We start from the raw sequence: 21468 nt of genomic DNA, 5'->3' as shown, positions 1-21468 counted from the left end.
CACCAGATCAGAGCTTGAAACTGACCAGATCGTCGTCGCCCTCGGCTGGCTGTGACCCGGTTGCCTCGTCAATATCACTCATATCATCGCCCTGATCGTTAGCCACGTCCAGATCATCGATCAGGTCCGACCATTCCACACCGGGGTTTTGCTCAAGCACCGCAAGCAGGTTGACGAAAGCTGTCACAGTGTTGCGCGGGGTACGGAAATACGCTTCGCCTATCCGCTCGGAACAATGGGTCATGAAGGCTTCCAGCGCGGTATCGGGCAAGGCTGTGTCTTCGCCCTGCATCACCCGGCGCACATTGGCCAGCAGAACGAACAGATCTTCGGGGGTCAGGCTGGCCAGACGGATTACAGGGCCGGAAAGATCCACAAGTCCCTCGCGGGCTAAGGTGTTTTCCGCTAATCGCGATTGCAGAGCCTCATAGCTGTAAAGTCCCCGGCGCGTGTTCATCAGAAACTCGGGCGTTCCGCCCATCAGGAAGCCCAGATTCTCAGCGCTACCTTGCAGAACATCGTTCAAGATGCGCAGGATTTGCTCGTAATTGGCATTGCGGGCCTGCGATGAGGTGAGCTTGTAGAGGTTCACCATCTCATCCATGCCCACGAGCAGCCCTTTGTATCCGGCCTCGACCACAAAGGCGGACATCAACTTGAGATGGTCATAAACGCTGGCGTCATTGATGATCGTGCGCACCCCAAGCGCCTTGCGGGCGTCGGTGCGGGTGGCGAACTCACCGCGCAACCAGCGTAGGGCCGAGGACTTCAACTCCTCGTCCCCGTTTTCATGCCCCTCCCAATAGCGGCGGATAACCTCCGCAAACTCGAACCCGCCGGTCAGTTCCTCAAAATGGGCCAGCTTCTCACGGATCACATTGCCAGTGGGCAGATCGCGAGCCTCAGCCTCTCGATGGGCGGTTGATACAAATCGCTCCACAACACTGGCCAACGCCCCGCCATCAGGCTTGGTCCGGGTCGATAGGTTCCGCGCCATTTCAGCGTAAAGCCCTCGCGCCTGCCCGCCGGTCGCGTGAATGCGACGATCCGGGGCTAGGTCGGCGAACATCACCACCAGCCCTTTTTCCAGCGCAACAAGGCGGATCAGGTTCATAAAGAATGTCTTGCCCGAGCCATACTCACCGATGATGAAGCGGATCGCAGACCCACCATCCGCAAGGCGATCCATGTCCTTGACCAGTTCCTCGATCTCGCGCACCCGTCCGACCTGAATATGCCGCAGCCCCAGCTTGGGCACGACACCCGCCCGCAGGGCCTGAACAATTGCATCGCGTTCACGGGGTTTAAGCCTCGACATGGGGCATCTCCTCTTCAAATTTCTTTTTCAACTGCGCGGCCAGGTCGGGCGAAACGTCATAACCATCGTATTCATCCAGCAGAGCCTCATCATAGCTGTCATAGGCCCATTCATTGATGTCTTCGATGGCACCCGAGGCAAGAAGCCCCGTAGCGCGGCACAATTCCTCGAACGCTTCTTCCGTCCAATGATCCTGTGCGATCAGGGCTTTCACCAGATGCGAGTGCTTGGCATCTAAACCACCAAGAACCGTTTCATTCGGCTCGGCGTCCTCGGGCACTTCCGGCGTATCATCGAAAATGTCCCCCAATACCGAAGAGACCCGCGCGGTGTCGGATTGGATGGCCGCGATCCGAGCGGCATCCAGCTTTGGCAGCCCGGATGGGGTTTCATCAGGAATGGTCTCTCCCGCAGCACCGGGTTCAGCGGCGCGAACACGCACCGGGCCATCACTGACATCCCCGGCATGAAGGTCAGAATAGACCAAGGCCGGGTCCAGCCCCAACGCCTTGTAGATCTTCTCGATGCCAGCCACCTCTTCAGATTGGATCACGCCATCCGCATGGGCTGCCGCAACCAATGCCGATCTGATCGACGCCATGGCCTCTGGCCCAGTGTCCTTGAGCTTGCGCCGGAGCAAAGCTACGTCCGGTGCAACTGCCAGCATCCATTCCACATTCGCAGCAAGGCGACGGTATTCCTGCCCACTAAACCCATCTACGTCCGTGGCCTTGGCCAACAACGACTTCCTTTCACTCTCTGTGATCTGCCCATCTGCATGTGCCACAAATGATCCCAACGCAGCCTCGATCAACGCGGCGCGGTAGTCATCAGACACGTTTTCCAGCTGCCCGACAGATTCACCCAACTCAAACAACACCACAGGTTCATCCAGCTTGGGTGAGCGCAGAGCGAACCGAGGGTCCGGGGCAAAGCCATAGCCGATCCGTGCCAACGCATCCGCTGCGCCGGTGAGGATACGCTTGCTCAATTTCTCTGGCCGCGTTCCTTCAAGGCGTTCAACAACGTCGAGAACAGGGATTAAACCACCACTACCAACACGTTCCGCAGCCCAAGCCTTGAGTCTTTCCAATTCTTCGCTGGGAAACAGCTCCCACAATTCCTGAGGCAAAAGGGCTTGTGCTTCTACGCTACCCCGTCCATCGGGGTTCCGCCCGAGATAGCGGCTGAGCTTGTCGAGATCGTCCATCACCTCATCTGCGATTTCCTGTGCGATCTCGACGGGTTTTCTAAGTCCAGAAATGTCTGGTACCTTGGCTCCATCCAACGTGGGTTCAATTTGCGCCTGAAATTCACTTGATGCGGATTGATAGGTGGATTTAAGCACTTTACGTGGCTTGTTCACCTTGAGCCCCCCAGGAAACCGCTCTTCAAACCGCAGCCTGAATAGAGCGTGGAACTCTTCTACACATCGTGTCGCAGGTGTGCGCAATCGACGCTCAGGATGGCACAATAGCCAACTAAGAGCCCAATCTGCCGAAAGGAGTTCTCCGCGCCCCGCGCGGCTCCCGATTGCGACTTTCAACAACAGGGGCAGTTCCCAGCCTCGGTAATCGAAAACCGGCTCCAAATCGCTATCGTCGTTCACTAGTGATAATTGCGCTAGCTGAATGAATTCCCCCAAATACCGCTGCACCGAGCCGTTATCCGGATAGAGACTTTTCAAACGCCGGACTTCCTGCAAGATTTCCCGCTTTTCAGCATCTAAGGGTTGGTCCAAAACGAAACGGCGCTCCAATCCATAGAAATAGAGGAACATGTAGCCCGGATCATATGATGGATCGGAACGTCCACCTGCCAGCCAATCCAAATAGGTTGCCCGGCACTGCGATGGGATTTCCGAGTAGCCAGGCCAATAAGGCATGTAGTTCCCCACCTTGTCGGTGCCTTCACGGGCGACAGACAGGGAGGGGTCAATGTAGGCCCGGCACTTGTCCCGATAACCATAGTCGTTCAAGCGCGGCGGCGTGCCGACATAAATCATTCCGCCAATCTCTCGCCCGCCGATACTGACAGATTCAGATGACGGAACCCATCCGGCGCGTCGGGTGGCTTTGCGGGTGGCGCTTCTCGCGCGTTCCTTCCTGTCAGCGACTTGAGAGAGATCCGCTGACGACGCTCTACCTGCCTTTACAATGGCGGCATAGTCCTGCTTGGGCGGCTGATATTTTGGCTTATTTTCATCCACTGGTGTGTGCAGGCTACGAGAGGAATCCGAAAGGATGGCGTCGCGATTGCGTTCCATCAATGCCTGTTCTCGCCTCTTGGCTCGCTCGTTTTGGTCTCGTCGATCACGCCGTTCCGCCTTGGTTTGTGGTTTGGGTGATCTTCGTGCCAGTTCGGCATCCGCTCGAGGAATGTCGTCTTTTGATTGTGACTGCCTATTTGCTCGCCTTTTCTCGCCCCACGAAACCATCGCAATTGGCGTCCCGAACGAAAACAGCATCTGTGCGCCATCGGGCCAGTTTTGAAAAATGGTCGTCACAGCAATCATGCAGAGGACGAAATACAAAATGAGAAAGAAAACTATCCTGAATACTTTTATGATCATCGACATCTTAAACGAACCTTTTCGATCACCCTAAGTCGCAGGAGATCGTTTGCAACAGCTATCGCTTAAGTTGCTGAGTGTTTCCTCGGAAAGCACCACTACATATGCTCAGCTTGGCGCGAGGTCATTTACTTAACATAATAAACCTTATCAGCCCAGTTGGAGTGTAGGGGCACATTCTAAACTGGCTTGCGACAAATCCCCTATCTTGCTGACAAGCAAGGAGAACGGACATGGCCCACACAGAACTGGATTTGCGTGAGCGGCGCGCAATCGAGGATATGTTGAATGCAAAGATCCCGGTGAGCAAGATCGCGGCAGTGATCGGCAGACATCGCTCGACTGTCTATCGCGAGATCAAGCGCAACGGATTCCAAGACGAAGAGCTGTCGTATCTGAATGGGTACTACGGCGTAAATGCACAGCGGACGGCAGATACCAGGCGTGCGCGACGGCGGAAGCTGATCCGCTTGAAGGGTTTGCGCGCGCATGTGATTGACCGCCTGAAGACAGGATGGACACCGGAACAGATTGCGGGCCGACTTGGATATGATGCGTAGCCGATTCGGGTGAGCCATGAAACCATCTACGCCTATGTCTACAGCCGCGAAGGTCAATCCGAGCGGCTGGCGCGCCATCTGCCCAGCCGTCGAAAGAAACGACGGCCGCGCTATGCCAGACGCCCCAGAGGCCAGATGTTTCCACCAGATCGGTCCATTCATCAGCGGCCCGAGATCATGAACACCGACAGTCATACGATTGGTGCCAGTTCTCGGGCGGTTTGACTCAAACACCGATCGACCATTCGCTGGGTTGGTACCGCATGGCTTCTCGATGGATGGCAAGGGGCGCTTCCTCGACAACATCTTTGTCGAACGGCTCTGGCGGAGCCTAAAATACGAGTGTATCTACCTGCACGCTTGGGAGACCGGATCAGAGGCGAACGCCGGTGTCGAAAAGTGGATCGAGTCCACAACCGCAGAAGCGCCCTTCCGCCCTTGTCGGCAAGCCGCCAGCCGTGGTCTATTGACTGAGAAGAAACGAAAACCAAACCGATCAGCAGGAGCCGAGAGTAGCTAAAGTTACGTGGAATCCTGTCCAAGGATTGGGGAGTAGCTCACGAATTCGTCCAGTGAAGTGAGTCTCGTTTTCTCTCTCGTAAGTTTGGGTCAGCGCTCAAACAGCGGCCGTGACCATAATTTCAATCTTGAGTGTAGGATCCAGCAGTTCAGCTTTTACCGTAGCCCGCGCTGGTAGGTTTTGGGTGTCGATCCAACCGTCATAAGTCTCGTTGAATACTCCATAGTCGGCAAAATCAGCGATCCAGCAGGTCATAGTCAGCAGCCTGGACTTATTCGTTCCAGCTTTTGCCAGAAGTTCGTCTATCTGATTGAAGACTTCTTGGGATTGGATCGCGATGTCTGCGTCCCATGTCTCGGCAATTAGCCCAGCTAGATAAACGATGTCGCCACGCTTCACGATTTTTGAGTACCGTGGGGTTAGGTCCAAACGTTCAATGATCAAAACATCCTCCTATTCTAGAAGTTTTTTTACTCGTCCAGCCGCGATCGCAACTTCTGCTACAGTTACCTTCATCACATTTATGACAATCGCCTATTTTGTCATATCATAGCGGCCTTTTTGACATGTCACTTAATGTGTGTCAATTGACTTCCATCATACCAAGGGACCATCGAACGACACCCAAGCCCGAAACCCGCCGTTGAGATTTCGAGCTCCTGTCACGCCCATTTCTTGAGCAAGCTTTGCTGACAAAAGCCCACGACCGCCGCCACCGCAAAAGAAAATCGGCCTAACTGCATCGAAGACTTCAGGCCGGTGATTGGGATCGCCGCAGTCTAATTTCCACTCCAGAAGAGATCGCGGCAAATGGACTGCCCCCGGGATCGTTCCGGACCCCGCTCTTTCGTGATCCTCACGGACGTCGACAAAAACAGTGTTCCCCTCCTTGAACAAGGATAGGGCTTCCTTCGTCGAAACCTGCTCAACATCCTTAGAGGCTTCTTCGCTCAACGATTTCAGTGCCTTAGTCATTTGAATCTTCTCCCACCTTTGTTTTTTTTGCGTCATCATTTGCGCTAGACTCCGCCACCGCAAAGCCAAGGTCTTCGAGTTTGGACAGGATTGCCTGAGCGGCTTGTTCTGGAGACATCGCCCTAGCCTTCGGCGCCACGTCGACTGATCCGATGACCGAGCGCACCCGCTCCCATGCTCGATTTCCAACTGGCACGGTCAAAGGCTTGGCTCGAAACCTACGTCTCGCGACATTAGGCACTTGTTTGGAAACGGAAATTGATGTGTCAGTCTCGCGCACAATCCTCCCCGAGCGCTGCCATGATTGAACGACCTGTCCCGGATCCGGTGCGAGAGGAGATACGGTTGCGATCGCCGGCAACTCAGCGGCGATCAACCGGCGTGTCCTATCAGGTGCGGGGCAAACACCCGTAATTCTGGAGCTTTCTAGGTCGACTGAAACTACTCCTGGCAGCAACAGGCGCGACAGTTTGGAAGCAAGCTTATACGGCAAGAGACCCTGCGAGGCCATTGAACTCGAGGCGGCTCCTGTCAAAATCAAATCCGCTTCGATGGCTTCTAAATGCTTAGAAAGTGTAGACGACAAAGACGCGTCTGCTTCCAACGTCCAAACTTCAATTTCAGGGCAACCCAAACCAAGATACAGCCTTAGAGACGGCTCGTCCGCCGATCCAATGTGCGCGTAGGTCACATCTGCATTTTTCAGGTTCAAAGCCATTTTGACCGCACGCGCGTCTGAGGCCGACGGCACGGCTTTGCCCGAAAACTCATCTCTTCCAGCCGACAACAGAACCAAGACTTTAACCATGGCCGTGCTCCTTAGTAACCGAAGCCTCTAACAGGTGCTGAACAACGGCGTTTGCATCGGCGACGATGGGCAAGACCGCTCGAGAGTGAATCGGAGCACCTGGGTCTGAGTTGACCGAAATCACGAATTCAACGTCGTGAATTCCGTCAAGATGTTGCACAGCCCCAGAGATACCCAAAGCAATGTAGACGCGGCTGGAAACGAGCGTACCCGAACTGCCTACTTGTCGGTCCCGCGGTAGAAATCCCCGATCACATACGACTCGGCTGGCGCCCACGGTAGCGCCAAGCGCTTTTGCCAGTTCACCAAAACTGTTCCAGTCGGTAACCCCGTTACCGGCTGCAATAATGAAACGGGCACTTTCTAGTGGGGCTGTTGTCACGTCGCCGAGTTGCTCGCAACCCATCTCAATGAACTCAACACTGCAAGTCGAAACAGACGCGAAGCCAATCTCTTGGGTTGGCGCTGCTCTTGCGTCCGCACCTACGAATTGTTCAGACAATGTTAGTAGTTCGCATGGCGCAACAAGCAGTTCATGGTCCTGCCCGATATGTTGCACGAAGCCGTGTTCGGTAACAAAACCAACACAAGATGCAAAGGCTTTGTTTCCACTTACCGAGAGCCGCCGAACGAGATCTTCACCCCATTCCGAACTTGGAAAAACAACGGTGTGAAAACCATATTGCTTCACTAAGGCTTCAATCACACCATGCAAAGCATCAGCTTGGAACACGCCCGGAGGCAGGTCGCAACCAATAAGCAGGCTTGCAGTCTTACCGAGATCCTCAAGGAAAGATCTCGGCGCGAGCATCGAGAATTCCGCCCCCACGGTAGCACAGAAGCTAGCCACCGCATTGATGAAAAGGTTGTCTTCCCTGGCGATTGACCCACTGGCAAAGTCCGGCACTGCCAGAACGTGTTTTAGGTTGTCACTTTTTTCAAGAGTCATGACGGTCGCGTTGCCTCCCAAAGTATTTCTGCAATGTCGCGAACTTGTGGACCGTCGCCAGTCACACCTTCCAACATCACTGCACAATTGGGGCAAGAAACAGCCACGCAGTCGGCACCAGTCGAAGCAAGCTCGGCCATACGAATGTCTGGAACACGCGCTTCCCCAGCGATGTCAGACAACGCTGCACCACCACCAGCACCGCAACAGAATGTCGCTTCCTGGGTACGAGGTGGATCAACAAGTTCCCTGCTTGACTTTTCGACCACCGCTCTCGGCGCATCGGTTTCGCCGATGTAGCGCGCCAGATAACATGGGTCATGATAGGTAATCCGGCCCATAGTATCCTGATTTGGTTTCAAGCGACCGTTGTCGACCAATTCGGAAAGCAGTTGTGAATGGTGAATGCAGTCAAAAGCCCCGCCACACCGGCGATACTCGTTCTTGAGTGCGTGCACCGCGTGAGGATCTGGCGCCACGATACGATTGAAACGCCGCGCTGAGAGAGCCTCGATGTTGGCCCGAGCCAATTCCTGGAAAGTGGCTTCATCCCCTGCGCGGCAAGCCCAGTCACCACAGTCCCATTCATCTTCTCCGAGGATACCAAAATCGACGCCCGCCTCGGCCATCATTTCGATCAGACGCCGCAGAACACGCCTGTGCCTTGGATTGAAAGCGTGATCGCCAAGCCAGAGCAGGACATCCGTTTTCCCACCAACTGGTAGTACAGGTACGCCCATCTCCTCGACCCAATTCCAACGTTTGTTGGGATCTTGGGCAGTCGTGTTGCCACGATCGCGTGTGTTTTCGATGGCTCGAGTCAGCTCGCGGGGCGCTTGAGCACTTGTTTGAATAACAGAACGCCGAACGTCAGTGATTGCATCCACGTGCTCGATCAGCATCGGGCAAGCCTGCACGCAAGCGCCACAGGTCGTGCACGACCACAATGTGTCATTTGCCAGAATGACGCTCCCTTGGGTTAAGATCAAGGGACCCGGGTCATTGCCTTCATACGTCACTAGCGCGCCCGATTGTTGCGCGAGCCCAACGATTAAACCACGGGGGTTCAGGGGTTGCCCCGCTGCGTTGGCCGGGCACACTTCCTCGCATCGACCACATTGAACGCAAGCATCGAAGGACAGCAGCTGAGTCCAGGTGAATTCCGTAGGATCAGCGACTCCGTACGATGCCTCCCGCTGTGGCAACAATGACCCGACGGACGCTTTGCTGTCAAACCGGTCTGGGCGCGTATGTAAGGAAACATGCAAGGCTCCAAGCACTGCATGTCTGAACGGGCCGTGAAAGCAGCCAACGAACAACATTGCATGAACTGCGATGCCAAAGGCCAAAACCGCAAGGCCAAACGGGCTTTTCCAAGACGAAAGAGAAGAAATCTGAAGCTCAGGCAGAATAGCGACAGCGTGAAAGACACTATAAGCGATCAACAGATACGGCATTTGAGCGTATCCGCCTCCAGCCAAGCGCCGTTTCTCAGCGGCGCGACGCAAAATGTCCAATATCGCACCGATCATGCAGATGCATAGAAAAGACAGCAAGATCATGACACTTGGCAATCCATGCAATCCCATGTGCACCGCGATCGCAGCGGGAACCGAACCTAGAAATCCCCCTGCCCCCATCGCGTGCATTCGCGCTGCTATTGGTCGCCGTGCAACCACATGGTGTACATCTACAAGATACCGGCGCGGAAAGGCCACGAAACCGCGCAGTAGGCTAAATAGGCTAGGATAGTGGGGATCCGACCTCCCGCGCAACCATACGCGCGAACGCCACAATACACCCACAACTGCGACGGTGGTAAAAAAACCAAACAACAGAAGAACAGGCATTTACAAGTCCTTGCACAGACGAAGAGCGTCAAAGATAGCTGCGTGAATATTGCGGCCACTTACTGCATCCCCGATGCGAAATAGTTTGAACTCGCCCTTCTCGTTGACCGCGATGTTCTGCGGAGTACCCTGAACCAGCGCACCGAGATCAACGGCGCCCAAATTGGTCGAACTTGACTTCAAATCAAAATACAATTGGTCGTTGGGCCGGGTTCCGTAATCAACGACAACACCAGACAACTGCTGTGTTTCTAGCGAACCATTGTATTCGTTCTCGATTGTCACTTTGAGGGCGTTACCCTGTGATACAATGCGCTTCAGGCGTTGGTTGGTATGGAACTCAACTCCGTGATCATACAACCTCCGGAAAAAGGTCGGTCTGGTAGTCCGCTCCAATCGGACTCCAGGCGTGGGATCTGCGGTCACGAAATGCACCTTAGCGCCTGACTTGGCCAGAGCCTCAGCCGCAGACAGCGCTTGTTCGCCACCGTTGTCATCGAATACCATCACCGGATCAGACCCGAAATCCGTGGCACCATTCATCAGGATATCCCACGGAGTCGTCGCCAAGGATACACCTGGAATTGGAGCTTCATCGTTGTCACGACCGCCAGTGGCTACGATAACTAGATCCGGGTTCAGAGATAAAATCTCTTCGACGGTTGCAGTCGTGCTCAATCGAATGTCGATTCCAATTTCCCTGACCCGGGCCTCGAGCCAGTCCGTAATCGCGAGCAAAGGCGAGCGCCACGAAAGCGCGGCGGCAAGACGCACTTGTCCCCCTGTTTGATCCTTTTTTTCAAAGAGCGTGACATTGTGACCGCGTAACCCAAGAACCCGCGCCGCTTCCAAGCCGGCTGGCCCTGCCCCAACAACAACTGCTCTCAAAACAGTGACCGCCTTGGAAATGTCATGCGGCATGGATTGTTCGCGCCCGGTGGCTGGGCTATGCAAGCAAAGCGCCTGGCCACCTGCGTAGAGTCGATCGATGCAGTAATTTGCCCCAACGCAGGGCCGAATCTGATCTTCTCTACCGTCTTGCAGCTTTCGAACGATGTGGGGATCGGCTATGTGCGGTCTCGTCATCGCCGCCATGTCGATGTGCCCCTCCTCGATAGCGCGTGCCGCTGTTGCAACGTCTGCCAACCTCTGGGCGTGAAAGACCGGCAAACCTGTATGGTGCTTAACCGCCGCTGCCAGCGAAAGGAACGGAGCCGCAGGCATTTCCATTCCAGGGAAAATAATGGAATGCGAAGGCAAATTTTCAGCACTTCCTCCCAATACTCCAAGATAATCGAGTTGACCGTGTTCCGCCAAGGCCGACGCGACGCGCAGCAAATCTTCGTGCGTCATTCCCCCATCGAGGAGTTCATCACCGGACATACGTAGTCCAAGGGGGAAATCATCTCCAACTTCGACGCGGATGGCATCGATAACCTCAAATGTGAATCGCATGCGGTTTTCGAAAGAGCCTCCGTACGCATCCTCTCGCAAGTTCGTTTTCGGAGACCAGAACTGATCGAATAGCTGGTTGTGGGTTGCCGACAACTCTAGGCCATCCATCCCACCCGCTTGAACTCGGCGCGCGGACTGGGCAAAAGCTTTGACGACGCGCTGTATGTCCCAGTCTTCCATAACTTTCGGAAAGGACCTATGCGCAGCTTCCCGAATGCCTGAAGGGCTGATCGGAGGAAGCCATTTGTCGTTATCCCAGTTAGCACGCCGTCCCATGTGCGCAATCTGTGCAAAAACGGTGGCCCCGTGTTTGTGAATGCGATCAGCTAGCTGGTCGTAATATGGGATGATATCGTCTGATGAGGCGTCAAGGTGCAGCATGTCCGCACCAGGACTGTCCGGGGCTACTGCGGTCGACCCTCCGATGATCGTTAAACCGATCCCTCCGCGCGCCTTCTCTTCTTGGTAAGCTTGGTATTTCTCCTTCGGTTTTCCATCTTCGCTCGCCCCAGACGTGTGGGCCGTAGACATGACCCTGTTTCTGATCGTTACGCTCTTTATTTTGAACGGGCGGAATAGTGGTTCGTAGTTTGGCAATGGTCTCGACCCTTGGTCAGCAATTGCTGACCAATTTGCCAAGGCGCTTTTAACATGTCAATTTTATATTTTGGAATGTCATTTTCTCTAAGACAAATTTACCTGCCGTAGTACCGATGAGTGCTTAAGTATCTGATTAACGATATCCTGTCCGTTGGTCAGATGAACCAGTGCCTCCTTATAGGCACGGTCTCCATCACCAGCGATCAGTGCTTCAATGATTTCGAGATGCCCCTCACTCCAGACGATCGAACGGTTGCTAACCCGAAGGGACACCCACAGAATACGCATAGCAATGTCTTGCAGTCGCTCAATGAATTGCGCCTGCAGATCATTCCCCGAGGCGCGAACGATTGCCAAATGAAACTCCTTATTGGCTAAGAGAAGTTCATATTCTTCGTCTGCGTTTCCGGCAGTGTAATTTTTTGCACAAGCTTCATTCAGCCGATGCAGTTCTTCAGCATCGACTTTGCCTGCTGCCTGACGCGCGGCGTCCGGTTCGAGAATGTTCCTCAAATGGAAAACTTCTTCACATCTCGCAAGGTTCAGAGGGGCAACGAGTTGAGTTTTACTCGTTTGCAAATAAACGAACCCCTCTGACTGAAGTCGCGCCAGTGCAGACCTGATTGGCGCGCGTGATAGACCCATCGAATCCACTAGACGCCCCTCTGAAATCTTGCTTTGTGGAGGCAGGCGGTGCGTAATTATGTCTTTCTTTATAGCATCGTAAGCCACGTCTGATAAACGTTCTTTCGCCTTCGGTCCCGTCTCCAGGGTCGTGGATGGTTGACGCACTACGGATTTTCCTTTTTTCTCGACCTCTACTGCGATCCTATTGCACTTTTTTGATATGTCAAAAATCCAAAAACCTCGAATGATCGCTCTACCCCCAGAATTTTTCTGCTATAGGTGGGTAGTTTTCCCCCAAGACTGAGCTACTCTCCAATGTTTAAACAGGTTTCCGCGTAGTTTAAGCTATCTTTGCTTCTGCTGATCGAGTTGGGTTTCGTCTTCTCTTAGCCAATAGAACACGGCTGGGAGATTACAGCCAAGGGTGGAATGTGAGCGCTTGCGATTGTAGATCTCGATCCGTCTTCCGACACCCGCCGAGTGTTCCAAGAAAAGATGATGGAAGAGATGGGCCAAGCCCCCTACCCTCGGAGGCAATAGCAGTCGCGGTTCGGGTTCGATTCCGGATGGACCGTGTAACAGATGCGCCTGTGTGCCGAAACAGTGGCGTTTCTAATGGGTCGGTCAGCGACGACTGCGGCCTCAATCGCGCTCTGCGGCAAGAGCGGCTCGGTTGAGATATCTGCGTAGGGCACCCCGCGCCCAAAGGCGGCGTAGATCATGATCAGAAGGTCAACAATTAGCACCACAACAAACACGCCGAGGCGTAAGAGCAATTTCAAAATCGTTTAATCTCCGTGACCTGCCCGCGCTGGTCTCTCACCCATGACGAGAGACAGTGGGTTTGTGCTCTGCCCTCCACGGCGGAGCGCAGGCGGATGTTCGCCGTGAGTTCACAAAGGATGTGCGCTACTTAAGAAGGGCTTTCCCAAGTAGCGCGGCATTTCGCGGATTCTCGCCTATCCGACGCACGGCATGTGGCCACCAGTCTTTGCCAAATGGAACATAGAGGCGGACACGTTGACCACGCAGGGCAAGGTTTTTGGCGAGGTCTTCTCTAACGCCAAGAAGCATTTCGAATTCATATGAATCATCCGGCCAATCATTCGCCTTTGCCAATCTAATCGTGTACTCATGAAGCCTAGTGTCGTGCGTGGCCACAATTGGATAGAAGCCGTTTTCCTTGGCCCTTCGAGAGAACATGAGATCAATAATCTTTCGGGAATTTGCCTTAATTTCTGCTTGAGTTTGGAATGCGATTTCCGGTCCCGCAGCGAACGCCCCCTTCACCAAACGGACCCTACTCCCGCGAGAAATTTGGTCTTTCATATCGTCATATGTACGTCGTAGATACGCTTGCAAAGTTAAGGCAACCGGATAGCCCGAATCCTGCAAGGAATTATGGAGGGAGATAGTGGGAGCGAGAAGTGTTGCGTCCTCCATATCAAACATCAGGCAGTTAAGACCGACTCCATTGCCTTTCGCCGTTGCTATCTTCTCAGCAATCTGACCAGCAAATTCTGGTAGCATATTTGGATCAACCTGATAGCCGATTTGTGTCGGATCTACGGAGACATGAATATCTAACCCGGCCAGCCTCAGGTCCTCGACAACACCCAACTTCTGCAGGACATTCTCCTTAACCAAATCGAAATTATCCACGTACTCACCCATGTAAAACAAAGAGCTGTGAATGCCGTCGTGCTTCAAGAGATGCTGCGCACGCTGAACGCCTGCGGAGGCGTCGTCGCCAGCAACGAACTTTCTACGCAGAAAAGACGTCGCCCTCGAAGTTTGCATGAACGCTTTGACACGATCGGACCGGGCAAGCGCGATCATTGAGCTTTGCCACGCACGCCTAATCATTTCTTGCTCCACTCCATTTTTTCATCCATTTCTCTTTGCATTAGTGGCAAGCCTTGCATCTCATTGCGTGTAAGTCCCATTTGCGCTTCGAACCCACCGGTTAAACCCGTGCTATTGGCAAAAGCTGCCGAATCTTTGTTGTCCTGGAGGAATGAGTTCGAAGAACTCATCGCAGGACATGTCATCTTCAAAACTGACACTGAGTTGGAGTCAGCATATTTCTCTGAACCTGTTGCTTTTGTCAGTATTACGTAAGTTACTAAGCACGTGATCGGAGGCGCGAGAAAGTCAATGTCGCATCGGCGCACAACTGATTGTCACCAATCTCATCAAGATAAATTTTCGCAGCGCAGAACAGGGTTCTGTTACCGCCGTGGACAAGATTGGAAACACAGATGAGCTCCTTAGCAGCGCCAGGTCGAAAGAAACTAGTTTTAAATTCGATCGTTGCCATATCATCGTACATCGCCTCAACATCAAGCGAGGCTAGCGCCGTGTAGCCGGCTGTAGCATCAGCGATCATTGCGATGATACCACCTTGGACCGCTCCACGATGGTGATGCAGATCATTGGATACTGTCGTCACCGTCGCGCAAAATCCTCTGCGAAGATCACGAAGCTTGAGCCCAATATAACGGTAAGCAGGTTCTCGCGCGAATTGTGCACTGAGGTGCTGAAACTGCTTCTCTGGCAAATGTTCATAGAGCGTTAGATTGTCGAGCATACATACAGATCCTTCTGTTGGTTACGCAGGATGAGATTGGGAGTTTTCCGCGATCCAATTGGCCTATTACACGCGGGGCATTGACCTCCACTTCCTCAACGAAGGAGCTTTAAAGAACCAGTCAACGACTTAACGGCTTTTACTGGACCACACAGGCCAACTCCGCTCAGAGCTTCGTTAGACAGGGAGCGTTGTGGAAACTCATCCTTGTAATCTTTGAAAGAATGGAGTTTTCGAGCAAACTCTGGGAAGGCCACCAGCGTCAGGCCGGTTGAATGCTTGTGAGCGCTTTCCGCTATGGTCAGCATCTGAGCGGAGTCCGCTTGCAAAATTGGAACTGGACGGTCCGCAGAATTCATTATCGAAACGCCCTCACTGTCCGTAAGCGTTACATTTCCTATGCCAGGATGCACCGCCCCTATCCCAGCAGCAATTGTCGCAACTGTGTTTGCGAGATAACCGATTGATTGATCGGGTGAAACGACAATGGCCAATCGAAGATCACCCTCACCATGCAGGGGAGCATTGTGAACATTTGTCGTAGGAGAGGTTACGTTTTCTGTTGGCATAAGTTCTTCCAGGATTCCGCAAGCATGTGTGTATCTTGAAGTGAACTAAGCACATTTCACTCGAACGAATTGGTTCTATTTTGCTTGAATTTCCCAATTTCAAGGCATATTCTTCCTCACAAATTTGGGATTCAGGTAGATCATACCCAAGCGGTGAAATATGAAAAGTGTTGAAACCAAACTCCTTGATGAAGCGGATCGCCGTATTCTGCTGGCCCTTCAGTCCAATGGCCGACTTAGCAATGCGGAACTCGCCGAAGCAACCGGCATGTCCACATCCCCATGCTGGCGGCGCACTCGCCGCCTAGAAGAAGATGGCTACATTCAAGGCTATCGGGCCGTGATTGATCGCAATCGGCTCGGTTTAGGCGTTTTGGTGTATGTTTCTGTCCAAATCGATACTCATTCAGCAGAAGAGGCCAACTCCTTTGAAAAGGCTGTCGCTGACTACCCACAAATCGTCTCCTGCCATTCCGTCGGCGGCAGCGCCGACTTTCTCCTACAAGTTGTATGTCGCGATCTCGACGATTACGCAGAATTCTCAATGAATCGTCTGCGGCGGATGCCGGGAATCAAAGCAATGACAAGCAGCTTTGCACTCAAGGAAATCAAACCGTTTGAAGGATGGCCAATTCTCTAGACATCAATCAGAGCGGTTAGCGCCTAACGGTTCTTGAACTCATTTTGTTGAATTTGGGTAAGCGTATCGTTTTCGAGCTTCATGCTAGCATCCGAAATTTGCCCGGGGTTAGTCCAGTAGCTTTTCGGAAAGAACGGCTAAAGTGACTTTGATCTGAAAACCCGCAATCCAGTGCGACCACTTTCAGAGGAACATCTCCTTGTCGCAACATTTCTTTCGCTCTTGAAATGCGTCTGCGCAACACATAGGCGTGCGGTGCGTATCCGAACTCTGTCTTGAACTGTCGCGAAAAGTGGAACTGACTGAGACCAACAGTGTCGGCCATATCCTTGATGTTCAAGTTTTCATCAAGAGAGCTTTCCACCAAATCGATGATGCGTCGCCGCTGGCTGGGATTAAATTTACAGGTGGCGTCACTGTCCAAGGTAACTTGGGCATATTGGCGAAGCAAATGAACAGCGATCTGGTTGCGCAAAGCGTCTATCATTAACTTTTGACCAAGCCCACCATTCTTCAATTCGCCCTCCAAGAGGCGAACGCAGTTCACTATCACCGGATCCTCGGAAGATAGTCGGTCATTAATCTCAATGGATTGCGGATCACGATCAAAAACAGACAGTGCCGTTGTTTCGATCTCATCATGAGTGAGGTAGACGTGTCTGACGGAAATCGGATCAACCCAACGCCATGTCGACTTCTCTCCACGCGTCAGCAAAGACACTCGGCCTTTGCCCACGCGCGCGTGCTCCCAAGAGCCCCCGTCAGATCGGGACATCGTTGTTGCCGCGCAATCGTAGGCAACAATCATGTAATCACGCATAGGTGGGATATCAGCATCTTGCCCATCGTAGTTGTAACCCTTTAGGGTCAGGCCTCGCCATCCACTACCAGAACTGTCAAGCGTAGTCTCACCTGGAATCCATTCAGGTATACCGTTCGGCGTAATGAGTGCGTTATTCATCTTCACCTCCCCAAGCTGTATTCTGCTTGTCCTCTTCTAGCACAACTCCAATCTAAGCCAGCCCTCCGACTTATTGTTCAGCGCGAACGATATCCTTGCTAACCAGCTCGCCTATTTCGTCTTCCGTCAGTTTGGCTTCGCGCAGTAGCTCTATCGAGTGTTGCCCGAAACGAGGTGGCGCCGAACGTACTGTTCCAGGGGTACGCGACAATCGCGCTGGCACACCTGTGCCTCGGTACCCTTCTTTAGAAACAACCATATCGCGGTGCCGTGTGTGCGGATGGGCAAGGGCTTCATTGACATCACGGACAACACCCGCAGGAACGCCTGCATTTAATAGCACGGGTTCCAATTCGAAGGCATCATGACACCGTAAACACTCAGAGAGAAGATGCGTAATCTCTGCCCGATGGGTCAAACGGGCAGCATTGTCGACAAACCGAACGTCTCTAGGCACTTCTGGAATTCCGAGCACATCACAGAGAACCGCAAATTGCCGGTTGTTCCCAACTGCCAAATATAGTTTGCCGGTGCTTGTCTCAAACATGTCATATGGCACGATATTAGGGTGTCCATTGCCCGTCGCCTTCGGGATCTGCCCAGACATCAAGGAATTGGCCGCTTGCGGGTGCATCATGCTGATTGCGGAATCATAGAGCGGCACCTCAATGGCTTGCCCCAATCCGGATCGACCACGTTCCAGAAGGGAGGCGAGAATGGCATTACAGGCAATCATGCCAGTCCCAATGTCCACGATTGGTGTACCCATCCGAGTTGGGCCATTAGCTGGATTACCATTGATACTCATTAGCCCAGTCATGGCCTGCACAACAGCGTCATACCCCGGAAATCCGCCAAGCGGCCCATCTGCGCCAAAGCCGGTGACGTGGCAAAACACAAGCTTTGGGAACTTGATTGACAACACTTCCTCATAACCAAGCCCCCATTTTTCCAGTGCGCCAGGTTTGAAATTGTGAACCAAAACGTCCGCATCTTCTAACAGCCTCAAGACCAGGTTACGCCCTTCCGGTTGGCGCAGGTCAATGGCTATGGATCTTTTGTTGCGATTTGCTCCTGAAAAATACGCGCTAAGCTCGTCTTTGAAGGGCGGCCCCCAGCCTCGTGTTTCATCACCCTGAGGCGGCTCAACTTTGATCACCTCCGCGCCGTGGTCGGCAAGCATCTGCGTGCAATACGGCCCCCCAAGCACACGACTTAGATCGACCACCTTGATTCCTTCCAATGCTCCACTCATCAGAGCACCTCATGGTAAAGACGAGAGACATCTTCGGCCGTCATATCACGCGGGTTAGTCTCAAGCAGTCGCTTGATGCCAGTGACGACCTCATTCGCCATGCTCGGAATCGCGTCCTTGGTGACACCCAATGCAGACAGCCGTGTTTCCAACCCGCTGTCAGACAAGATTTGTTCCATCTCATCGATCAAAGCATTGGCGGCGGCAGCATTTGATTTGAAGGGCCGCGCTGGCAGAAGCAACCGTGACAGGCGGGCATATTCTTTTTCTGCGGCAGGCAAATTGTAACGCATCACAGGGCCTGCAACCAATGCGTTTCCGTGCCCATGAGGTACGTGAAATCCGGTTCCCAGCGGATAAGACAAAGCATGAATTGCTCCCACGCTGGCATTGATGAACGCCATTCCAGCCAGCGTTGCCCCCAATAACATTGCTTCGCGCGCTGCAAGGTCCGAAGGCATGTCCAAAACTCTCCTGAGATTTTGACCCAGTAGAGTAAGAGCTTTGTCGGCAAGCGCATCCGAGACTGGGTTCTTGCGCGTCCGGCTGGTTGCGGCCTCTATGGCGTGCACCATGGCGTCCAATCCCGTTGCCGCCGTTATGGACCGCGGCATGCCCAATGTGAGCTTAGCGTCGAGCAAGGCAATATCAGGCAGTAGCTGTGGAGCGTAGACCGCTTGTTTCTCATGCGTTTCCGAAGTCAAAACTGACACCCAAGTGACCTCGGAGCCGGTTCCTGCGGTTGTCGGCACTTGAACGAGCGGCAAACGTTTTCCAGTGACGCGGTCAACACCAATCATTTCCGCGACAGGTTGTTTGTTGGGCAACGCCGCTGCAACGACCTTTGCGGTATCCAGCGAACTGCCGCCCCCTAGTCCAATTACCCCATCTGCTCCAAAATCTCGAGCACATTCGATAGCGGTCTCAACAACAGAAATCGGTGGATCGGCGGCGACCTGATCAAAAACTTTGGCCTCAAGACCCTCAGCCTTGAGCGCATTGACCGTATCCCCAGAAAAACCACAAGCAACAATGCCAGGATCAGTCACGATCAACACGCGTGTGCAGGACAACCCCTGCATGAGATTTCCGATCTGCGAGAGCCCGCCGCTTTTGCAAACAATCTTTGGTGTGGAAAGAAAATTGAAGTCCATTGTATTCCCCAATTCTTTTAAGCCGCAGCGTCGCGGATCATGTTTCGCGCGATCAGTACTTGTTGAATTTGAGTTGTGCCCTCGTAAATACGGAAGAGACGCACATCACGATAAAAGCGTTCGACAGAGTATTCGGCCATATAGCCCGCTCCACCGTGAATCTGCACCGCGCGATCCGCCACTCGGCCCACCATTTCGCTTGCATACATTTTGCAGCAGGCTGCGTCGGTTGATACGTTCTGGCCGGCGTCCTTGCGGCGCGCGGTTTCTTCGATCATGCAGCGCGCAGCGAAGGACTCGGCCCTGCTATCAGCTAGCATCGCTTGGATCAGTTGCTTATCTGCAATTGGAGCACCGAATTGCTTACGCTCTGTTGCGAAATTCAGGCTCTCCTTGATCAGACGCTCAGCGGCACCCACACAAACGGCGGAAATATGCAGTCGCCCCCGGTCTAGAACTTTCATTGCCGTTTTGAAGCCCTTGTTCAGCCGCTCCGGGCCGCCGATAATGCTGGCTGCTGGAACCCGAACGTTGTCCAGAATAACGTCACAGGTGTGAGAACCTTTCTGCCCCATTTTGCGGTCAGGCGGACCTAGCGTTAACCCGGGAGTCCCCGCTTCGATGAGGAAAGCGCTAACGCCAGCAGCTCCCTTTTCGTCAGGGTTGGTGCGAGCAAAAACCGTGAAAAGGTCTGCGCGAGGAGCGTTGGTAATGTAGCGTTTTGTACCGTTTAGGATGAAATCGCTTCCGTCACGGCGAGCAGTAGTACGCACACTACCCGCATCCGATCCTGCATCGGGTTCGGTCAACGCAAAGGAGGCAATCATCTCGCCGGAGGCAAGCGAAGGCAGATATCGGTCCTTCTGCGCATCGGTTCCATCAATAATTATCCCCTGTGAACCAATTCCGTTATTGGTACCAACAAGAGACCGAAATGCCGGAGAAGTTTGGCCCAATACAAAAGCCGCCTTCACTTCCTCCGCCATTGAAAGGCCAAGACCGCCAAATTCCTCGGGGATCGACATGCCGAACAAGCCCATCATGCGAATTTCGTCCACCAACTCAGATGGAATCATATCCTCAACGGCTATTTGCTCTTCTTTGGGTATCAGCCGTTCTTTGACGAAGCGATCGAGCGCGTCGAGAAATTGCGAAAGGGTGTCTGTATCTAGGGCCATGGTGCTCTCAGCGTAGTTAAGGGGCGACCGTCGAAAGGCGACGGACAAGTTCGACAAGACGGGGGGCGACGTCGTTTTCAATCCAGTCGCGCGTCAATGTTTGAGAAGGGCCACCGCAGTTGAACGCAATGACGGGTGAGCCATCTTTGGGAATATAGGGCACGGCTACTGCATTCACGTTGTTCTTCCACTCCGTGAACGAAGTGCAGTATCCGAGCCTCTCGTAGCTTTCGATGGCGGTTTCAATGCCGGGCAGTACTTTCGACCAGTTGTCGCCTTCATGTTCCTTCAAGACGGAGAGGATTTTTGCTTGCTCTTCCGGCTCTTGCGACGCGATGTATGCGCGGCCCACAGCCGATGTCGCCAGTTTGATATGGGCACCGACTTCTATTGCCAGCGTCACAGCATTGGTTCCTTTGCAGCGTTCCAGGTAAACCATCGAATGCCTGTCACGACTGGCCATAGCCACGGGCATGCCGGTGTAGTCCGCCAGTTATTGCATATAAGGTCTCGCCAACTGCCGTACTGGCATCCCGGCGAGGCAAGAATAACCCAGCGACAGCACAGGCGGTGCCAAGCGATAGCGAGCAGTATCCGGGTCGTAGCTAAGGTACTCGAGTTTATTCAACGTGTAGACCAGCCTTGAGATCGTCGATTTGCTAAGACCTGTCCGTTTGGCCAAATCACCATTCCCGAGAGCCTCGCCTTCGCGTCGGAATGCCCGCAGTACTTCAAGGCCACGCGCCAGCGCTGTCACGAAATCTCGATCTGGTCCTTCCGTGTCATCAGTGCGGTTCTTTCTTGGCCTCAATGCACCCCTCCTACCTCTAACGATGCTTCTTGAAACGCATCTAAACGTTCGTTATCGTCCTAGTCAATAGTGCGGT

The 21468-nt window shown here is 53.4% G+C and carries 21 protein-coding genes and 2 pseudogenes; 3 read left to right on the top strand and 20 right to left on the bottom strand.

The features are described from left to right. Positions 1-7: 7 nt before the first annotated feature. Positions 8-1318, bottom strand: a complete 1311-nt coding sequence (locus WG622_RS16705; protein WP_339404554.1) for an ATP-binding protein — start codon at positions 1316-1318, stop codon at positions 8-10. Continuing rightward, a complete protein-coding gene (locus tag WG622_RS16700) occupies positions 1305-3584 on the bottom strand; it encodes a TerB N-terminal domain-containing protein (protein ID WP_339404553.1) in 2280 nt (759 codons plus the stop codon). Before WG622_RS16700 ends, WG622_RS16705 begins: the two co-directional genes overlap by 14 nt. Positions 3585-4123: 539 nt before the next feature. Between WG622_RS16700 and WG622_RS19285 the strand changes: the two are divergent. Together WG622_RS19285 and WG622_RS16685 are read left to right on the top strand one after the other, a co-directional pair. Further along, positions 4124-4636, top strand: a pseudogene (locus tag WG622_RS19285) (IS30 family transposase); the annotation flags it as partial. Positions 4637-4721: 85 nt separating this feature from the next. Then, positions 4722-4920 (top strand): annotated as a pseudogene (locus WG622_RS16685) (integrase core domain-containing protein); the annotation flags it as partial. A 146-nt stretch (positions 4921-5066) separates the two neighbouring features. Here the strand turns inward: WG622_RS16685 and WG622_RS16680 are convergent. From WG622_RS16680 to WG622_RS16625, 12 genes are all read right to left on the bottom strand, one after another. Next, a complete protein-coding gene (locus tag WG622_RS16680; protein WP_243614290.1) occupies positions 5067-5414 on the bottom strand; it encodes a RidA family protein in 348 nt (115 codons plus the stop codon). Between the two features lie 153 nt (positions 5415-5567). Beyond that, entirely contained in the window at positions 5568-5945 is a 378-nt protein-coding gene (locus WG622_RS16675) for a rhodanese-like domain-containing protein (RefSeq protein ID WP_339404551.1), read from the bottom strand. After that, positions 5938-6753: an adenine nucleotide alpha hydrolase family protein gene (locus WG622_RS16670; protein WP_243614288.1), complete on the bottom strand. Its 816-nt coding sequence runs from the start codon at positions 6751-6753 to the stop codon at positions 5938-5940. Before WG622_RS16670 ends, WG622_RS16675 begins: the two co-directional genes overlap by 8 nt. After that, on the bottom strand, positions 6746-7702 hold the full coding sequence (locus tag WG622_RS16665) for an electron transfer flavoprotein subunit alpha/FixB family protein (protein WP_243614287.1): 957 nt from the start codon (positions 7700-7702) through the stop codon (positions 6746-6748). Before WG622_RS16665 ends, WG622_RS16670 begins: the two co-directional genes overlap by 8 nt. Further along, entirely contained in the window at positions 7699-9552 is a 1854-nt protein-coding gene (locus WG622_RS16660) for a DUF3483 domain-containing protein (RefSeq protein ID WP_243614286.1), read from the bottom strand. Before WG622_RS16660 ends, WG622_RS16665 begins: the two co-directional genes overlap by 4 nt. Continuing rightward, complete coding sequence (locus WG622_RS16655) at positions 9553-11604, bottom strand: oxidoreductase (RefSeq protein WP_243614285.1); 2052 nt, start codon at positions 11602-11604, stop codon at positions 9553-9555. An 87-nt stretch (positions 11605-11691) separates the two neighbouring features. After that, the gene (locus tag WG622_RS16650; RefSeq protein ID WP_243614284.1) at positions 11692-12399 is read right to left on the bottom strand and encodes a GntR family transcriptional regulator; all 708 of its coding nucleotides are present in this window, start codon (positions 12397-12399) and stop codon (positions 11692-11694) included. Positions 12400-12755: 356 nt separating this feature from the next. Continuing rightward, the gene (locus WG622_RS16645; RefSeq protein WP_339404550.1) at positions 12756-13016 is read right to left on the bottom strand and encodes a hypothetical protein; all 261 of its coding nucleotides are present in this window, start codon (positions 13014-13016) and stop codon (positions 12756-12758) included. 127 nt (positions 13017-13143) lie between these two features. Next, positions 13144-14073, bottom strand: coding sequence for a proline dehydrogenase family protein (locus WG622_RS16640; protein WP_243614283.1), 930 nt, complete (start codon positions 14071-14073; stop codon positions 13144-13146). Positions 14074-14096: 23 nt separating this feature from the next. Next, the gene (locus WG622_RS16635; RefSeq protein WP_339404549.1) at positions 14097-14270 is read right to left on the bottom strand and encodes a hypothetical protein; all 174 of its coding nucleotides are present in this window, start codon (positions 14268-14270) and stop codon (positions 14097-14099) included. 89 nt (positions 14271-14359) lie between these two features. Continuing rightward, positions 14360-14824, bottom strand: a complete 465-nt coding sequence (locus WG622_RS16630; RefSeq protein ID WP_243614282.1) for a PaaI family thioesterase — start codon at positions 14822-14824, stop codon at positions 14360-14362. A gap of 95 nt (positions 14825-14919) precedes the next feature. Continuing rightward, positions 14920-15393 (bottom strand): DUF2000 domain-containing protein, encoded by a 474-nt coding sequence (locus WG622_RS16625; protein WP_243614281.1) that lies wholly within the window; start codon positions 15391-15393, stop codon positions 14920-14922. 160 nt (positions 15394-15553) lie between these two features. On the opposite strand from WG622_RS16625, the gene WG622_RS16620 reads away from it, so the two are divergent. Further along, positions 15554-16033 carry an Lrp/AsnC family transcriptional regulator gene (locus WG622_RS16620; RefSeq protein ID WP_243614280.1) on the top strand — a complete coding sequence of 160 codons (480 nt, stop codon included), beginning with the start codon at positions 15554-15556 and terminating at the stop codon, positions 16031-16033. A 79-nt stretch (positions 16034-16112) separates the two neighbouring features. On the opposite strand, the gene WG622_RS16615 is transcribed toward WG622_RS16620, so the two are convergent. The 6 genes from WG622_RS16615 to WG622_RS16590 form a co-directional block, all read right to left on the bottom strand. Then, complete coding sequence (locus WG622_RS16615; protein WP_243614279.1) at positions 16113-16994, bottom strand: helix-turn-helix domain-containing protein; 882 nt, start codon at positions 16992-16994, stop codon at positions 16113-16115. A gap of 70 nt (positions 16995-17064) precedes the next feature. Further along, entirely contained in the window at positions 17065-18249 is a 1185-nt protein-coding gene (locus tag WG622_RS16610) for a CaiB/BaiF CoA transferase family protein (RefSeq protein WP_243614278.1), read from the bottom strand. Further along, positions 18249-19403, bottom strand: coding sequence for an iron-containing alcohol dehydrogenase (locus tag WG622_RS16605; RefSeq protein ID WP_243614277.1), 1155 nt, complete (start codon positions 19401-19403; stop codon positions 18249-18251). The genes WG622_RS16610 and WG622_RS16605 overlap by 1 nt, the downstream gene beginning before the upstream one ends. Positions 19404-19420: 17 nt before the next feature. After that, positions 19421-20581, bottom strand: coding sequence for an acyl-CoA dehydrogenase family protein (locus tag WG622_RS16600; RefSeq protein ID WP_243614276.1), 1161 nt, complete (start codon positions 20579-20581; stop codon positions 19421-19423). Positions 20582-20597: 16 nt separating this feature from the next. After that, positions 20598-21074, bottom strand: coding sequence for an IclR family transcriptional regulator domain-containing protein (locus tag WG622_RS16595; protein ID WP_438839179.1), 477 nt, complete (start codon positions 21072-21074; stop codon positions 20598-20600). After that, positions 21075-21338, bottom strand: coding sequence for a helix-turn-helix domain-containing protein (locus tag WG622_RS16590; RefSeq protein WP_339404547.1), 264 nt, complete (start codon positions 21336-21338; stop codon positions 21075-21077). Positions 21339-21468 lie beyond the last annotated feature (130 nt).

Source organism: Cognatishimia coralii (assembly GCF_037478305.1).
GTDB classification, from domain to species: domain Bacteria; phylum Pseudomonadota; class Alphaproteobacteria; order Rhodobacterales; family Rhodobacteraceae; genus Cognatishimia; species Cognatishimia coralii.
Note: the sequence above shows the minus strand (reverse complement) of the source record. Positions and strands in the feature narration are given on the sequence as shown.

Excerpts from the sequence above, each read along its gene's own strand:
- WG622_RS16665 (WP_243614287.1), bottom strand. The coding sequence starts at position 7,702 with ATGACTCTTGAAAAAAGTGACAACCTAAAACACGTTCTGGCAGTGCCG.
- WG622_RS16620 (WP_243614280.1), top strand. The coding sequence starts at position 15,554 with ATGAAAAGTGTTGAAACCAAACTCCTTGATGAAGCGGATCGCCGTATT.
- WG622_RS16600 (WP_243614276.1), bottom strand. The coding sequence starts at position 20,581 with ATGGCCCTAGATACAGACACCCTTTCGCAATTTCTCGACGCGCTCGAT.
- WG622_RS16660 (WP_243614286.1), bottom strand. The coding sequence starts at position 9,552 with ATGCCTGTTCTTCTGTTGTTTGGTTTTTTTACCACCGTCGCAGTTGTG.
- WG622_RS16640 (WP_243614283.1), bottom strand. The coding sequence starts at position 14,073 with ATGATCGCGCTTGCCCGGTCCGATCGTGTCAAAGCGTTCATGCAAACT.
- WG622_RS16605 (WP_243614277.1), bottom strand. The coding sequence starts at position 19,403 with ATGGACTTCAATTTTCTTTCCACACCAAAGATTGTTTGCAAAAGCGGC.
- WG622_RS16630 (WP_243614282.1), bottom strand. The coding sequence starts at position 14,824 with ATGCTCGACAATCTAACGCTCTATGAACATTTGCCAGAGAAGCAGTTT.
- WG622_RS16700 (WP_339404553.1), bottom strand. The coding sequence starts at position 3,584 with ATGGAACGCAATCGCGACGCCATCCTTTCGGATTCCTCTCGTAGCCTG.
- WG622_RS16705 (WP_339404554.1), bottom strand. The coding sequence starts at position 1,318 with ATGTCGAGGCTTAAACCCCGTGAACGCGATGCAATTGTTCAGGCCCTG.
- WG622_RS16615 (WP_243614279.1), bottom strand. The coding sequence starts at position 16,994 with ATGAATAACGCACTCATTACGCCGAACGGTATACCTGAATGGATTCCA.
- WG622_RS16670 (WP_243614288.1), bottom strand. The coding sequence starts at position 6,753 with ATGGTTAAAGTCTTGGTTCTGTTGTCGGCTGGAAGAGATGAGTTTTCG.
- WG622_RS16610 (WP_243614278.1), bottom strand. The coding sequence starts at position 18,249 with ATGAGTGGAGCATTGGAAGGAATCAAGGTGGTCGATCTAAGTCGTGTG.
- WG622_RS16675 (WP_339404551.1), bottom strand. The coding sequence starts at position 5,945 with ATGACTAAGGCACTGAAATCGTTGAGCGAAGAAGCCTCTAAGGATGTT.
- WG622_RS16635 (WP_339404549.1), bottom strand. The coding sequence starts at position 14,270 with ATGAGTTCTTCGAACTCATTCCTCCAGGACAACAAAGATTCGGCAGCT.
- WG622_RS16625 (WP_243614281.1), bottom strand. The coding sequence starts at position 15,393 with ATGCCAACAGAAAACGTAACCTCTCCTACGACAAATGTTCACAATGCT.